Raw genomic sequence first — 14,501 nt, 5'->3', positions numbered from 1 at the left:
GCGGCCGGCCGCCGGCTCAGCTCAGGCCCAGCAGCGCCCCGGGGTCGCCCTGGAGGGTCGGCGCGATCAGGCCCAGCTGCGGCTTGACCAGGTGCGGCAGGCCGAAGTTGTCCGCGTCCGGCATGCTCAGCGGGGCGCCGACCACCGCGCCCGGGCCCTGGGCGACCAGGTCCGAGGCCTGGGAACTGAGCGCGGCCGTGCCCTCCTTGCCGGTGCCGGTCAGGCTCGGCAGCGGGGTGCTGGCGAGGGTGGGGGCCAGCTCGCCCGTGAGCGGGAGGGGCGGCAGGATCGGGTTGGGGAGCAGCTCGCCCTGGTGGTGGACGGGGCCCTGCGGCACGCCGGGGGTGGGCAGCGGCACACCGGTCGCGAGGTGGGGCGTGTGCATGGCCAGGGGCACCTCCAGCGCCTCCAGCGGCACGACGACCGGGACGTGGTCCGCGGCGAGCGCCGGAGACACCGCCGCGGCCGAGGCCATGCACGTCATGAGGGCCGCAATGCTTCCGCGCGCGGTCATCTTCATTGCTGCGTTCCGTTCTTTCAGGGATCGCGGACACTCCGCTGTTCTGGAAGAACGAGCCCGCCCGCCGATTCCCCGGAAAACTCACTCAGATGGCCTAACACGGGCGGGTGGAACGGTGGAACGCCGGTCCGGAGACCGATGCGGCCGGGCCGGTGGGCCCACCGGCCCGGCCGCCTCCGCGGGTCAGCCCCGGACCGCCGCGCCCAGCTCCGCGACGCGGTCCGGGCCGATGCGGCAGCAGCCGCCGACCAGCCGGGCGCCGTCCCGCCGCCAGTCGGCCACCGGCCACGGCACCGGGACGGCCGGGGCGTGCCACTCCTGGGCCGTGCCGTCCCACACCGAGCCGTCGTTGGGATACACCACGACCGGCTTGCCGGCCGCCGCGGCGGCGGCCCGGACGGCCTCCGCCACCTCCTGCGGATCGCAGCAGTTGACGCCCACCGCGATCACCTCGGGCCGCTCCGCGGCCAGCCCGAAGGCCTCGTCCAGCGGCTGGCCGGCCCGGGTCCGGCCGCCCTCGACGGTGTACGAGAGCCAGGCCCGGGCCCCGCTGCCGGCCAGCAGGCCGAGCAGCACCTCGGCCTCCTCGGTGTCCGGGACCGTCTCCAGCGCCAGCACGTCCGGCCCGGCGGACCACAGGGCCTCGATCCGCGGCCGGTGGAAGGCCGCCAGCTCGCCGGCGGACCGGCCGTACCGGCCCCGGTACTCCGAGCCGTCGGCGAGGGCGGCGCCGTACGGGCCGACCGAGGCGGCCACCCACACCTCCCGGTCCGGACCGGCCCCCTCGGCGGCGCGCGCGGCCAGCTCCACGCTGCGCCGCAGCAGGGCGCCGACCTCCTCGGCGCCCAGCCCCCGGCGCCCGAACTCCTCGTACGACACCTGGTAGCTGGCCGTGATCAGCACCTCGGCCCCGGCCCGGACGTAGGCGGTGTGGGCCGCCAGGACCTGCTCGGGCGCCTCGGCGAGCACCCGGCCGGACCAGAGCCCGCCGGTCAGGTCGCAGCCCTGGGCCGCGAGCTGGTTGCTCAGCCCGCCGTCGAGCAGCAGCGTCCGCTCCGCCAGGGCGTCGGCGAGCGGGGTACGGGCCCGCGCCATCAGCCGAGCCGGGCCATGACCTGGGCGGAGATCAGCTCCAGGTGGTCCAGGTCGTGCAGGTCCAGCAGCTGGAGGTAGATCCGCTGCGAGCCGACGGCCTGGTAGGCGCCGATCTTCTCGACCACCTCCTCCGGGGTACCGGCCAGGCCGTTGGCCTTGAGCTCGCCGACCTCCCGGCCGATGGCCTCGGCCCGGCGGGCCACCTCCGCGTCGTCCTTCCCCACGCAGACCACCAGGGCGTTGGAGTACACCAGCGCGCCCGGTGCCCGGCCGGCCGCCGCGGCGGCGGCCTGCACCCGGCCGAACTGCCGCTCGGTGTCGGCCACCGAGGCGAAGGGGATGTTGAACTCGTCGGCGTACCGGGCGGCCAGCCGCGGGGTGCGGCTGGCGCCGTGACCGCCGATGAGCACGGGCACCTTCGCCTGCGCGGGCTTGGGCAGCGCGGGCGAGTCCGTCAGGCGGTAGTGGGACCCCTCGAAGGAGAAGGTGTCCCCGACCTTGGTCTCCCACAGGCCCGTGACGATGGCCAGCTGCTCCTCGAGGCGGTCGAACTTCTCCTTGGGGAAGGGGATGCCGTACGCCTCGTGCTCCCGCTGGAACCAGCCCGCACCCAGGCCCAGTTCGACGCGGCCCCCGGACATCCGGTCGACCTGGGCCACCTGGATGGCCAGGACTCCCGGCAGCCGGAAGGTCCCCGCGGTCATCAGGGTGCCCAGCCGGATCCGGCGGGTCTCCCGGGCCAGGCCCGCGAGCGTGATCCACGCGTCGGTGGGACCGGGCATCCCGGCCGGCTCCCCGCCCTCGCCGGGGTGGGCCTCCGGACCCATCCGCAGGTAGTGGTCAGAGCGGAAGAAGGCGTCGAAACCGAGGTCCTCGGTGGCCCGGGCCACCCGGAGCAACGTCTCGTAGTCGGCGCCCTGCTGCGGTTCGGTGAAGATGCGAAGATCCATCCCACCATCCTGCCCCGAGGGCACCCCGGCCGGGTGAATCTGCGTCAACCAGGCGCTTCGTGCCCGTCCCGGCCAGTGACCGGGGGTCGGGGAGATCGTTGGCTCGGACGGAGCCGGACCGCCCGGCCCGCGCGCCGGCGGCATCCGACCGGTGCGTCCACCGCCCCCTTCCCCCGGGAAGGGCCGGGCCGAGGAGGCCGCCATGTCCCAGGAATTCGTGCCCGAGCACACCGGACAGGCCGAGTACGAGCAGGTGGTGCCCGCCCAGAGCGGACCCCCCAAGGGCCTGCTCCAGCAGATGGAAGAGCTGATGGCCGCGCTCAACGCCGACCTGTCGCAGCTCGACGCCGACCTCCAGACCTCCGCGGAGCGCCCCCGCACCGACGCGCCCCTGAGCGCCGAGCCGCTGCCGCCGATCCGCACCCACGAGAGCGAGCGCCCCTCCTACCGCCCCGAGACCGAGCGCCCCTCCTACCGCTCGTACTGACCGCCGAACGCCCCCACGGCCGGGACGCTCAGCTCGCGCCCGCCGTCGAGTCCCGGGCGGCACCGGAGGTGCTGCCCCGCTCCCGGTCCGTGAGCCTGCGCAGTATCGCGCGGACCCGGTCGCTCGACTCGTCGGCGGCGTCTATCGCCTCGATGCAGTGCCAGTAGAGGCCCTCGTCGTCGGTGGCGCAGGCGACCGACACCAGGGCTATGCCCACCTCCCCCAGCAGCGCGGCCATGCCGAGCAGCGCCTGCCGGATGTCCGCGACCCCGCTGAGCTGCTGGGATCTGGGCGAGGCCTCCGCCTTGCCGTCCATCCCCAGCGCCTGCCGGTCGAGCACCCCGCAGCCTCTGCCGCCCGCTTCACCCAGGCCCCGCGCCTCGGTTCTCAACTCCGGCGGTCCGGTGACCGCCAGCCAGCTTCCTATCGCCTGGGCGAGGGCCTGGGCCTGCCAGGCCTCCGCCACGGTGTCCCCCGTCGTCACGCTCTGCGCCAGGGCATGACGCCCGGCTGCGATGAGCCGTACCGCATCCATATGCCGTCCCCCGTCCGTACGACATTCTTGCTATCTAGCCACTACCCAGCGTGAGGGCAATGGACCCGTAAAGCTAGGGGTATTCGGAAATCTGTGGACACTCTCACGGTTGCGGACAAGTCCATCACTCCGAAGAGTGACGATCGGGGCCCGGACCGGGCTCCGGGGGCCGGGGGAAGCGCTTCTCGTTGCGTTCGATCTTGGCGGCCAGGGCCGTCAGCGGGTCGATCCCCAGCACCTCGCAGAACTGCAGGAGGTAGGCGAGGACGTCGGCGACCTCGTCGGCGACCCGGTGGGCGGAGTCCGGGTCCTCCATGATCCGGGCGGACTGCTCGGGCGTCAGCCACTGGAAGATCTCGAGCAGTTCGGAGGCCTCGACGCTGAGGGCCGCCACCAGGTTCTTGGGCGTGTGGTACGGCTCCCAGGACCGGGCGGCGGCGAACTCCACGAGCCGGCGGCGCAGCGCGGCCAGGGTGGGGTCCCCGCCGGGCGCGGGTCCGGCGGGTACGGGCGCGGCGGGTACGGCGGGTGCGGATCCTGCGGGCGGGTTCTCCGGTGTGCTCACGCCACCAGGTCTACCACCGAGACCCCGGCGAGCCCACGGGCCCCTCCCGCCCCCTCCCCCACCGCGGCGGCCAGCCGGACGTGCCCGCGTCCGCAGGACAGCAGGGCCAGCCGCAGGAGTTCGCCGGTCTGCCGGGCGTCGAGCCCCCGGTCCAGGCCGTCCGCCAGCACCGTCATCGCCTGCTGGGCGGGCAGGAGTTCGGCCGCCGGGTCCACGGCCAGCACCCCGGGGCCGGTGAGCAGGACGAGCGCCAGGGCCAGGAAGCGCAGTTCGCCCTCGCCGAGCCGGCCGAGCGGGGTGGCCCCGGCCGGGCCCCGGCCCAGTTCGGCGCCGATCCGCCCGTCGGGCAGCGCCCGGGCGCTGAGGTCGGCCACCGGCCCGGCGCAGCCCGCCCGGGCGGCCTCGACGAGGGCGGCGTGCCGGGTGGCGCACTCCTCGCGGGTGCGGCGCAGCACCTCGGCGAGGTTGTCGCAACCGCCGCGCAGCAGGCCGGTGCCGGCCGGCACCGGGCCGCGCATCCGCTGCGGCTGGGGGTCGCAGGGGAACACCGCCCGCAGCGCGACCACCACTTGCTCGGCGGCGGCCAGCACCCGCCGCTGCCCTTCGGTGCTGCCCGCCACCCGCAGCGGCAGCAGCGCGGTGCCCAGCCGGTCGTCGGGGAGCGGGGCGCGGGTGACGCCGACGGAGCCGCCGGTGAGCCAGGCGGCCTGGACGGATCGGCGGCCGGGGTCCCGTAAGGCGGTGGTGAGCAGGGTCTGGCCACGGCTGGTCAGCCGCTCGCCGACGATGCGCAGTTCCGGTTCGGCCTGCACCGCGAGGTCGAGCTCGACCGGGCCGGCCGGGCCGTCGACGGTGCAGCCGATGCGGAAGCCGCGCCGGCCCTGGGCGTCGGGCCGGGCCCGTTCGGGGACGCAGGCCACCGGGTCGGGGAAGACCTCGGCCAGCTCCCGCCCGCCGCCGAGTCCGGCCAGGCAGCCGTACGCCTCCAGGGCGTTGGACTTCCCACTGCCGCTGGCCCCGGCGAAGAGGGTGACGGGGCCGAGCGGGAAGGCCGCGCCGCGGTGCGACTTGAAGGCGGACAGGCGCAGTTCGGTGACGGCCGGGCGGGGGTGCGTGGGGTCCATGGGCGGGAGGGTACGCAGCCCGCCGCCCGCCGAACCGTTACGCCGTCGGGCCCTTCCTACGATCGGGGGACGGCCGCCGCTGCGATGCCCTCGACCTCGGTGCCGACCGGCGCCAGCAGGAAGACGTTGCGGTCCACCCGGTGCATCCCGCTGCCGAGCCCGAAGACCACGCCGCTGCTGAAGTCGAGGATCCGCTTGGCCACTTCGCTGTCGGCCCCGGTGAGGTCGAGCAGGACGGGGATCTGGGCGATGAGGTAGTCCGCGACCTCGCGCGCGTCGGCGAAGACCTGCACCCGGAGCACGACGAACCGCCGCTGCTCCGCCGCGTGGTCGCGCGGGATGGTGCGGTGATCGACCCGGGACGGCCACTCGTTGCGGCTGCGCAGGGGGACGACCTGCGCCAGCCCCTCCCACTGTTCGTCGGTGACGTCGTACCTGCTCACCGGACCACCTTTGCCCCGCCATTCATGTGCATCCCCCCATCCTCTCTCGTTTCACCCGATCAGCCCAACACCGACACGACCGGATCGGACACCGCCCGCAACCGCCGCCGCGGGCCCCCGCCGGCCGGGCTCCGGGGCCCCGCTCACTGCCAGATGCGGACGTAGTCGACGTACATCGTGGAGTGCCAGTCCAGCGGGGCGAGCCGGACGTCGCCCTGTGCGTAGGCGATGACCTCGTGGGAGGCGATGGGGAACTCCCGGACCTGGCTGACGAGCGCCGGGTCGGTGACGGTCCGCACGGTCCGGCCGTCGTAGCCGAAGACCAGCTGCGTCGGGGTCCAGGTGACGCTGAACGCGTGGTACCAGCCGCCGGAGTGCAGTCCCGGCGCGGCGGCCACCGCGTTGGAGGAGCGGTGGGCGGCGCCGTAGCCGTCCCAGTGGAGGGTGACGCCGTACTCGTCGCCCTTGCTGAAGCTCTCCAGGACGTCGATCTCGCAGCCGTCTCGGGCACTGCCGTCGGCGGCGCCGCCGGGCAGGGTGCCGTCGCTCGCCTGGAGCCAGGCGGCCGCGAGGTGGCCCTCGGTGGGCGGCACGTGGATGCCGTACTCGACCGTGCCGTAGGTGAGGTCGAACTTCCCCTGGCTGTCGACCCGGGCGCCGCTGTAGACGCCGGGGGCCGGGGAGCCGAGGTCCAGGGCGAGGGCGCCGTTGGTCAGCCGGACGTTCTGCGGCTTGTACCACCACTGCACGCCCTGGTTGCCGCCGGAGCGCTGCTGGTCGCGGGCGGTCCACTTGGCGGGGTCGAGGGCGGTGCCGTTGAACTCGTCGCTGAAGACGAGCCGCTGGCCGGTGGTGGCGGCGGTCTCCAGCCGGGGCCGGACGCCGGCCGGGCTGGTCGGGTCGACGAAGGCGGCCGGGGCGGCGGCCGCGGCCGGCGCCGCGGTGAGCTGCGGCAGGGCGGCGCCGGCGGCCAGGGCCGTGGCGGCGCGCAGGAGGGTGCGGCGGGTGGCGGGGGTCTGGGGCACTGCGGGCTCCGTTCCTCGGTGGCGGGAACGGTAGATCGGGCGGCCCTTGACGATCAAGACATGGACCTGGCAAGAAAACTGACGGATCGATAGATTACCGCCTGGTAATGCGCACGGCCTTGACCACGGAGACGTCCCCACGCCCCAGGAGCCGCTCGTGAACACCGGTTCGCACCCCCGTACGCCCCGCACCACCGCCCGCCGCCGGCTCGCGCTGGCCGGCGCCGCGCTGCTCGCCGCGCTCGCCGTGACCGCGCCCGGCCCCTCGTACGCCGACGGCACGGCGCGGGCCGCCGGCGGGCTGCGGGAGGTCCTGTTCGTCGGCAACAACTGGGACGGCACCGCCGACGCGATCGAGTCCGGCGGCGACCTGGCCCGGATCGGCCGGATCGACGTGGTCCCGGACAAGGCCGAGCGGCTGACGGAGATCTACCTCAATCCGATCAAGCTGGGCTACTTCCTCGGCATCCGCGCCACCGCGGGCGAGGGCCACGACCAGTTCGTGGACGACATGTACACCACCCCCGACGGCTCGGCGCTGGTGGTCTCCCGGCCCAGCTTCGCCGACGTGGTCTCGCTGGACCTGGCCACCGGCCGGATCAACTGGCGCTTCCCGGTGGCCGGCTACCGGGCCGACCACATGGCCGTCTCCCCCGACGGCACCAAGGTCGCGGTCTCCGCCTCCACCGCCAACACGGTGCACGTCCTCGACATCACCACCGGCCGCCAGCTCGGTTCCTTCGCCACCGGCGACAAGCCGCACGAGAACGTCTTCACCGACGGCGGCCGGTACCTGTGGAACATGGCCATCGGCGACGTCACCAGCGCACTGGACGCGCCCTGGCTGGACTGGACGAAGGGCGACCGGAAGATCACCGTGGTGGACACCGCCACGTTCAGGACGGTCAAGGTCATCGACATGCGGCAGCGGCTCGACGCCTTCGGCCGCTCCGACCTCTCCGACGCCGTCCGGCCGGTGGCCTTCACCCCCGACGGGTCGAAGATGTACTTCCAGGTGTCCTTCTTCAACGGCCTGGTCGAGTACGACGTGGCGGCCGACAAGGTCACCCGGGTCAAGACCCTCCCCAAGAACCCGGCCACCAGCGAGGACCGCACCACCTGGGTCAACGACTCGCGCCACCACGGCATGTCCATGAACCCCGAGGGCACCAAGCTCTGCGTCGCCGGGACCATGGACGACTACGCGACCGTCGTCGACCGGGGCACGCTCGAGGAGGGCCCGCTGGTCCCGGCCGTGAAGCCGTACTGGGCCACCGTCAGCGGGGACGGGAAGTCCTGCATCATCTCCGAGAGCGGCGCCGACGCCGTCTCCGCCATCGACTTCGCCACCGGCCGCAAGACCGTCACCGTCCCGGTCGGCGACCACCCCCAGCGGGTCCGGCTGGCCCACGTGCCGGCCGGCTGGACCGGCCCGGCGGCGCGCTGAACCGCCGGAACGCGAAAGCCGGCCGGGCCGGGAGGAGGACCCTTGGGTCCCCTCCCGGCCCGGCCGGTCTCACGGGGTGTTCTTCCTGCCGCTCGTCACCACTTCTTGAAGAAGGACGAGTCGCCGTGCTTGTGGACCGCCCAGTAGAAGCCGTCCGCCGCCAGGTTGCAGGCCGTCTCGATGAACTTCGGCTCGCAGATCCGCTTCTTCATGTCGTACTTGAAGCGGGAGTCCACGCGGTCCTTGTTGTGACGGGTCCGGCGGTTCTGCTTGCGGTAGTTGCGGTAGCCGAAGTCGTGGCGGGCGCAGGGCCAGTAGAACTGGCTGGAGTAGTAGGCCAGCGGCGCCCCGATGATGATGTAGCCGTACCAGGGGGCGGAGCAGCCGTCGTCCGACCAGACCAGGTCGTTGCGGTGGCCGCGGCGCTTCTTCTCGTCCCGGAAGGCCCACAGGCCGCGGTCGAAGAGCCAGTAGTCGGCGGCCGAGGCGGCCGAACCGCGCGGGGATCCGTAGGCGGTGACCGTCATGGCCGAGGCCGCCAGCGGGGTGGCCTTGCAGTCGGGGCACTGGGCGAGGATCCCGGCGGCGCCGGTCGCGTCCTGGCCGTTGATCGATCCGGCGAGGGCGGCGCCCGAGGGCAGTCCGGCCGCGCCGTCCTGCACCAGGAAGGCTCCGGTGCCGGGGGTGTACTGGACCTGGCCCTCGTCGGTGGCCTCGTTCAGCTCGATCGTCACGGTGCCGTCGGCGTCGACCGCCGCGATGCCGTTCAGGTCGTCCACGTCGGTGATCAGGCTGCGGGTGACCCCGCTGCCGTTCGAGGTCCAGATCAGCTGGTCGGCCTCGTCGTAGTGGAAGCGCTGGGTCTCGGTGGTGGCCCAGGTGCCGGCCGTGCCGGTCTCGATCACCGCGGAGCGCTCGCGGCCCGCCGGGTCCAGCGTCCAGGTCTGCCGGCGGTCACCGGCGGTCTGGCGCTGCGGCTGGTCGCTGACGAAGTACTCGGTGGCCAGTCCGTCCGGGCTGGCGGTGGCCCGGCCCCGGGCGTCGTAGGCGTAGCCCGCGTCGACGATCCGGCCGGCCGAGTCGTAGGAGTGCGCGGTGGCGGTGCCGGTCGAGGACGGGCAGCCCGCCTCGGTGGTGCCGGTGGCCGAGGCCTCGCCCTTGCGGCTGCCGTTCGGGTTGTAGCTGTAGGTGTACAGGGCGCAGGCGCCGGAGCCGTCCTGGGCCTCGGTGGCGCTGCGCACCAGGCGCCCGGCACCGTCGTAGGTGTTGTCGGCGACCGTCAGGCCGGCCCGCTCGACCAGTTCGCCGTGCACCGAGGTGGTGCCGTTGCTGGCGAAGAAGGGCTCGCTCTGGCCGTCGAGGGTGTAGGTGCGGGCGACCGCCTCGCCGTTGGGCGCGTTGGTCTGGCGCATCGTGACGCCGCCGGGCAGGGTCTGGCGGATCGTCTTGGCGTCGCCGTCGTAGACGTTGGTGAAGACGCCGGCCACCGAGTCGGTCACCTTGGTCGCCAGGCCCCGGGGCTCGGCGGCGGAGTCGTACTCGTAGCTGATGGTGAAGGGGGCGGAGCTGGTGGTCTTCACCGTGCGGCCCAGCGCGTCGTACTCGGTGCCGGTGGTGGCGCCGTCGGCGTCGGTGTACTTGACGAGGCGGCCCAGCGCGTCGTACTCGCTGGTGACGGCGGCGTCGTCGGTGGCGACCTTGGCGACCTTGCCGGTGGCCGGGTCGTAGGTGGTCAGGCTGGTCTTGACCGCGGCGCCCACGCCGCCGGTGTAGCCGGTGCTCGCGACCCGGCCGGCCGCGTCGTAGGTGGTGGTCTTGGTGCGGGTCACGCCGTTGCCGGACTCGGTGACCTTGGCGATCTGGCCGTGCCGGTCGTACTCGGTGACGGTGGTCAGGCCCTCGTCCGGGTTGCCGTTGGTGCCGGTGGCCTTGGCGGCCGGGGCGGTCTTGCAGACCAGGTCGGCCCATTCGGGACGGCCCGCGCACTCGCCGCTGCCGGTGGCGCTCCAGTAGACGGTCTTCATCGCGGAGGCGTCGTCACCGCTGGAGGAAGGGGTGGCCGCCAGGACGGGCCGGCCGGCGGCGTCGTACTGGGTGGTGCGGGTGACGCCCAGGGCGCCCGGGTCCTCGGTGCTGGCGGTCGGCAGGCCCTTGGCCCAGTCGTACGCCGTCGCGGTGGTGCGGACGTCGGCCTCGGGGTAGCCCGGGACCAGCACGCCGGTCATCAGCTTGGTCTGCTGGTGGCTGACCTTGGCGCTGCCGTCGGTGGGACGGCCCTCGTCGTAGCTGGTGCGGGTGTGCTCGCGGCCGGGCAGCTGGCTGCCGGCCGGGACGGCGGGCAGGTCACCGGTGGCGGGCAGCGGGGCCGCCACGCCGGTCAGCTTGAGCGGGCCGTAGGCCTCGACCTCGCTGACGCCGTCCTTGCCGTAGATGCTCCGCGAGGAGAGCAGGTCGGCGCGGTCGGCGGTGGCCAGGTCCGAGATGTTGAGCGCGTCGAGCATCTCCGGGGCGCCGGCGGCGGTGCCCAGGGCCAGCTCGCGGTTGGCGGCGCTCAGTTCGCGGACGGTGTTGCCGAAGGTGTCGTACTCGGTGGTGTCGATGTGGGCGCCGGGCTGCGCGGTGTTGACCAGGCGGCCGGAGGCGTTGGTGTAGGTGACCGCGGCGCGCCGGTAGTCGGCGGCGGTCAGCTGGTCGCCGGTGGCGCCGGCCGGCACCTGGTCGGCCGGGAAGACGGCCGTGGCGTCGGTCGGTACGTCGCTCTGGCCCCAGGCCGCGACCTGGGCGGCGGCCATGCCGTAGGGGGCCTTGGCGCCGGTCAGCGGGACCTCGTAGACCACGGAGGTGCCGGCGGTGCCGTCGGTCTCGGTGGCCGAGCCCTGCTTGAGGGCGGGGCGGGCGGCCCGGGTCAGCATGCCGTCACCGGCCACCGGGGAGCTGCCGGCCTTGGCGTAGCTGAAGGTCCAGGCGAGCTCGCCGACGGGGGTCAGCTTGGTGACCCGGCCCGCGGTGTCGTAGTCGTACAGCGTCTTGAGCGCCGGGGAGATGCGGGGGTCCCACATCTGCCGCAGCCGGCCGTCCTTGTCGTACAGGTACGAGACGACGTCGGTGGCGGTGGCCGCGGCGGCGCCGGGGTTGGTGGCCCACAGGCGGATGCCCGAGACGCGGCCCGCGTAGTCGCCGACGGCCAGGTCGGTGGCGGTGGTGGAGTTGGCGTACACGTACTCCAGGACGCGGCAGCCCTTGGTGGCCGGGGTGGCCTTGCACAGGTCGACGGAGACGGCGCCGGTGCGGGCCACCAGGTACTTGGGGCGCGCGACCTGCTTGCCGTTCTCGGTGACGACCGTGGAGACCAGGACCGTGGAGGGGTTGGCCGGGTCGTCGGTGGGGCGGGCGGTGCCGGAGAGCTGCCAGGCGTCGGTGCCGGCCGGCTTGGTGAAGGTGCTGACCACGCCGGTGGTGTCGGTCAGCGTGTAGCTGCCGTCGGCCTGCTTGGCGAGGGCCAGGCCCTCCGCGCCGGGTTCGGGCTTCCAGCCGCCGCCGGTGGTGGCGGTGAAGCCGGTCTGGTCGCCCTCGCCGTCGGTGACGGTGGCGAGGCCCGCGCCGGGCTCGCGGACCGTGGACCAGTTGCTGCCGGTGGCCGCGAGCTCCAGGCCGGAGGACCACTCCGGACCGAAGATGGCGGCCTGACCCAGGGTGGCGGCGCCCTGGCCGGGGCGGCGCGAGGAGGCGTTGCGGGTGACGGACATCCCGAAGACGGTGGTGTCGGTCGAGCCCAGGGTGTAGTCGCCGGTCAGGGCGTTGAGGCTGCCGGGGCCGACGGGCAGGTCGGGGGCGGCGCCCGCGGCGCGGTCCACGGTGACCGTGTTGGCCGGGGAGTAGTCGGTGGAGGTGCCGTCGGTGACCACGGCGCGCACGTCGACCGGGCCGTCGGCGGTGAGGGTCTGGGTGATGTTCCAGCTCAGCTCGGGGACCGTGCCGCCGGTGATGGCGACCGGCCAGGCGGCCGGGGTGGAGCCGTTGGCGGCCACCCGGACGTCGGCGACCGGCACGTCCTTCCACGCGTCGGTCTCGCCGCGGCGGTACTGGTAGCGCACGCCGGTGTCGCCGGGCTTGGCCTGGGCCAGCAGCGCGGTGCGGCTGGCGGGGCGGTCGCCCTCGGCCGGGGCCAGCAGCGCGGCGCCGGAGCCGGCGTAGAAGGTGTACGTGACGTCGGCGGAGACGTTCCCGGCGGCGTCACGGGTGTGCACGCTGAGGGTGTGCTTGCCGGCCCGGAAGGTCAGGGCCTTGGTGACCGCGGTGCCGGTGGTGGCGGCGGTGGTCCAGGTGCCCGCGTCGAGCTTGTACTGGATGTCCTTCACGTCCGCGGTGGGCGGGGTGAAGGTGAAGTTGCCGCTGAAGTCGCCGTTGGAGTTGGCGGTGCCGGACCACTGGCCGGCCGGGAAGGCCGTCGAGGAGACGGCGCTGGTGGCGGGCTTGGTGGTGTCGACCGTGAAGGTCTGCCAGGCCGACCAGGTGCCGTTGAAGACGTTGCCGTCGGAGACGGCGGCCCGCCACTTGTAGCTGCCCGGGGCGAGCGCGGTGGTGGGCGTCCAGGGCGCGTTGCTGCCCGAGGCGGTGAAGGCCGACTTGCCGGTCTGGAGGGCGGCGGTGCCGTTGGAGGTCCAGATCTCGTAGGTGAGCTGGACGGTGTTGCCGTCGGCGTCGGTGGCCTTGCCCGTCAGGGTCGGCGTGGTGTCGTTGGTCGAGGTGCCCGACAGCGGGGAGACCGGGGTGGCCGCGCCCGGCTTGGTGTTGTAGTTGACCGTCAGCGAGGGCTCGTACGTCGGGTTGTGCGAGCCGTCCACGTAGTTGGCGCTGCGGTACCGGCGCCAGGTCAGCGGGTCGGACTCGTCGGCCGAGGCCAGCCGGATGCCGTAGTTGGGCTGGCCGTCGGCCCAGGACTGGGCGATCGGGTCGAGCTCCCAGGTGGACTGCCCGGCGGGGCAGGCGGAGCTGTAGCCCTTGGCGTCCTTGTTGACGGCGGCGCCGGTGGCGGTGGTGGCGGGCTGGTTGGCCCAGGTGATGGCGGACGGGTCCCAGGCGGCGGTGACCCGGCGGACCTGGACGCCGGCGTTGGCGGTGTTGCAGGTCGACGCGTAGTACGAGTACATCCTCAGCTTCGCGTCGAGGATCTGCTTGCCCTTGTACTTGTCCACGTTGAACTGCAGGAACGAACGGGCCTTCTCGGCGCCGTCGTACGTGCCGGCCTTCAGCTCGGTGGAACCGCGCTGCGAGGTCAGGTAGTCGTCGTACTGGATCCAGGTGTCGGTGATCGCGCCCATGAGGGAGTCGGTGGGGTCGATCGTCACCGGGTACTTCAGGTTCGGGTCGTTGAGGAAGGCGGCGCTGGGCTTGAGGACCAGGACCTGCTTGCCGTCCTTGCCCTTGACGATGTCCACGTCGACCGCGGAGATCTTCTCGGGCTCGCCGGAGGCCTTGTCCATCGCGGCGCCCCACATCACGGGCGCGGGGGCGGTCGCCTTGGCCTTGTTCTGCGCGTCGTCCCAGCGCAGCCGCTTGTCGCCGGTCTCCTTGAGGGTCAGCCCCGCGGCCTCGACGGGCAGCCGGAACTCGACCGGGCCCTTGGGGCGTTCGCGCAGGACGACGTTGTGGGTGAAGCCCTCCTTGAGGGCGGTGACCACCAGGTCGCCGCCGGGGACGGCGTTCTCGTAGGTGGCGGTGGGGCCGTCCAGCTTCGGCTTGGGGAGCTTGCCCTCCCAGGAGACGCCGAGGGAGTGCTTGCCCTTGTCGACGGAGGCCAGCGGCTCGCCCGTGCCGCCGTCGGAGAGCTCGACGTCGGCGGCGGCCTGCTTGGGCTGGACCACCCCGTCCTCGGCGACGAGGGTCATGTCGATGGGGGCCCAGTCGCCGTGCTCGTCCTTGGCGCGGATGGCACCGGTGAAGGTCTCGGTGCTGGTCGTACCGTCCGGGTTGGCGTAGCTGGTGGTGGAGTCGGTGCGCTCCGAGAGGATCTCGATCCGGCGCTTCTGCACCTTCGCCATCAGGCGGGCGGAGGCCGCGTTGGGGGCTTCGGCGGCGGCCTGGCCGCGGCCCTGGGCGGCGGTCCGGGGCGGCTTGGCCGGGGCGCTCTGCTGGGTGCTGGCGAGGGCGATGCCGCCGTCGCCGACCATCAGTACGGCGATGGCCGCGGCCTGCCACATCCGCCGGCGGCGGTTGTCCGGCAGTGCTCTTCGCTCGGCGGTGGCGTCGGGTATCTCGTCAGAAGGCATGGGGGATCTACCTCACGGGGGAACGGGGTGGCCGCAGGGGA

Annotated in this window: 11 protein-coding genes; 2 read left to right on the top strand and 9 right to left on the bottom strand. The window is 73.6% G+C overall.

What is annotated here, in order from left to right; all coding sequences use genetic code 11:
• Positions 1-16 precede the first annotated feature (16 nt).
• From AB0O40_RS00610 to AB0O40_RS00600, 3 genes are all read right to left on the bottom strand, one after another.
• A complete protein-coding gene (locus AB0O40_RS00610; protein WP_365034126.1) occupies positions 17-475 on the bottom strand; it encodes a hypothetical protein in 459 nt (152 codons plus the stop codon).
• A gap of 228 nt (positions 476-703) precedes the next feature.
• Positions 704-1,615 carry a homocysteine S-methyltransferase gene (gene mmuM, locus AB0O40_RS00605; protein ID WP_365034124.1) on the bottom strand — a complete coding sequence of 304 codons (912 nt, stop codon included), beginning with the start codon at positions 1,613-1,615 and terminating at the stop codon, positions 704-706.
• On the bottom strand, positions 1,615-2,565 hold the full coding sequence (locus AB0O40_RS00600; protein WP_365034122.1) for an LLM class F420-dependent oxidoreductase: 951 nt from the start codon (positions 2,563-2,565) through the stop codon (positions 1,615-1,617). The genes mmuM and AB0O40_RS00600 overlap by 1 nt, the downstream gene beginning before the upstream one ends.
• A gap of 202 nt (positions 2,566-2,767) precedes the next feature.
• Here AB0O40_RS00600 and AB0O40_RS00595 point away from each other — a divergent pair, with 202 nt between their 5' ends.
• Complete coding sequence (locus AB0O40_RS00595; protein WP_365034322.1) at positions 2,768-3,052, top strand: hypothetical protein; 285 nt, start codon at positions 2,768-2,770, stop codon at positions 3,050-3,052.
• Positions 3,053-3,080: 28 nt separating this feature from the next.
• Here AB0O40_RS00595 and AB0O40_RS00590 read toward each other — a convergent pair whose 3' ends face one another.
• The 5 genes from AB0O40_RS00590 to AB0O40_RS00570 form a co-directional block, all read right to left on the bottom strand.
• On the bottom strand, positions 3,081-3,587 hold the full coding sequence (locus tag AB0O40_RS00590) for a DUF6099 family protein (RefSeq protein WP_365034120.1): 507 nt from the start codon (positions 3,585-3,587) through the stop codon (positions 3,081-3,083).
• A 124-nt stretch (positions 3,588-3,711) separates the two neighbouring features.
• The gene (locus AB0O40_RS00585) at positions 3,712-4,059 is read right to left on the bottom strand and encodes a nucleotide pyrophosphohydrolase (protein WP_365034311.1); all 348 of its coding nucleotides are present in this window, start codon (positions 4,057-4,059) and stop codon (positions 3,712-3,714) included.
• An 89-nt stretch (positions 4,060-4,148) separates the two neighbouring features.
• Complete coding sequence (locus AB0O40_RS00580) at positions 4,149-5,276, bottom strand: ATP-binding protein (RefSeq protein WP_365034119.1); 1,128 nt, start codon at positions 5,274-5,276, stop codon at positions 4,149-4,151.
• Positions 5,277-5,332: 56 nt separating this feature from the next.
• Positions 5,333-5,719 carry a cell division protein SepF gene (locus AB0O40_RS00575; RefSeq protein ID WP_365034117.1) on the bottom strand — a complete coding sequence of 129 codons (387 nt, stop codon included), beginning with the start codon at positions 5,717-5,719 and terminating at the stop codon, positions 5,333-5,335.
• A gap of 143 nt (positions 5,720-5,862) precedes the next feature.
• Positions 5,863-6,744 carry a glycoside hydrolase family 16 protein gene (locus AB0O40_RS00570; protein WP_365034116.1) on the bottom strand — a complete coding sequence of 294 codons (882 nt, stop codon included), beginning with the start codon at positions 6,742-6,744 and terminating at the stop codon, positions 5,863-5,865.
• 247 nt (positions 6,745-6,991) lie between these two features.
• Between AB0O40_RS00570 and AB0O40_RS00565 the strand changes: the two genes are divergently transcribed.
• Positions 6,992-8,191 carry a YncE family protein gene (locus AB0O40_RS00565; RefSeq protein WP_365034310.1) on the top strand — a complete coding sequence of 400 codons (1,200 nt, stop codon included), beginning with the start codon at positions 6,992-6,994 and terminating at the stop codon, positions 8,189-8,191.
• Between the two features lie 95 nt (positions 8,192-8,286).
• Here AB0O40_RS00565 and AB0O40_RS00560 read toward each other — a convergent pair whose 3' ends face one another.
• Positions 8,287-14,460 carry a phospholipase A2 gene (locus tag AB0O40_RS00560; RefSeq protein WP_365034114.1) on the bottom strand — a complete coding sequence of 2,058 codons (6,174 nt, stop codon included), beginning with the start codon at positions 14,458-14,460 and terminating at the stop codon, positions 8,287-8,289.
• Positions 14,461-14,501 lie beyond the last annotated feature (41 nt).

Source organism: Streptomyces sp. NPDC089919 (genome assembly GCF_040684615.1).
Taxonomy (GTDB): Bacteria; Actinomycetota; Actinomycetes; order Streptomycetales; family Streptomycetaceae; genus Streptomyces.
The sequence above is the reverse complement of the archived record's forward strand: the minus strand, read 5'-3'. Positions and strand labels throughout refer to the sequence as shown.

Coding starts and splice junctions, on each gene's coding strand:
- AB0O40_RS00610 (WP_365034126.1), bottom strand. CDS start 475: ATGGCCTCGGCCGCGGCGGTGTCTCCGGCGCTCGCCGCGGACCACGTC.
- mmuM (WP_365034124.1), bottom strand. CDS start 1,615: ATGGCGCGGGCCCGTACCCCGCTCGCCGACGCCCTGGCGGAGCGGACG.
- AB0O40_RS00600 (WP_365034122.1), bottom strand. CDS start 2,565: ATGGATCTTCGCATCTTCACCGAACCGCAGCAGGGCGCCGACTACGAG.
- AB0O40_RS00595 (WP_365034322.1), top strand. CDS start 2,768: ATGTCCCAGGAATTCGTGCCCGAGCACACCGGACAGGCCGAGTACGAG.
- AB0O40_RS00590 (WP_365034120.1), bottom strand. CDS start 3,587: ATGGATGCGGTACGGCTCATCGCAGCCGGGCGTCATGCCCTGGCGCAG.
- AB0O40_RS00580 (WP_365034119.1), bottom strand. CDS start 5,276: ATGGACCCCACGCACCCCCGCCCGGCCGTCACCGAACTGCGCCTGTCC.
- AB0O40_RS00560 (WP_365034114.1), bottom strand. CDS start 14,460: ATGCCTTCTGACGAGATACCCGACGCCACCGCCGAGCGAAGAGCACTG.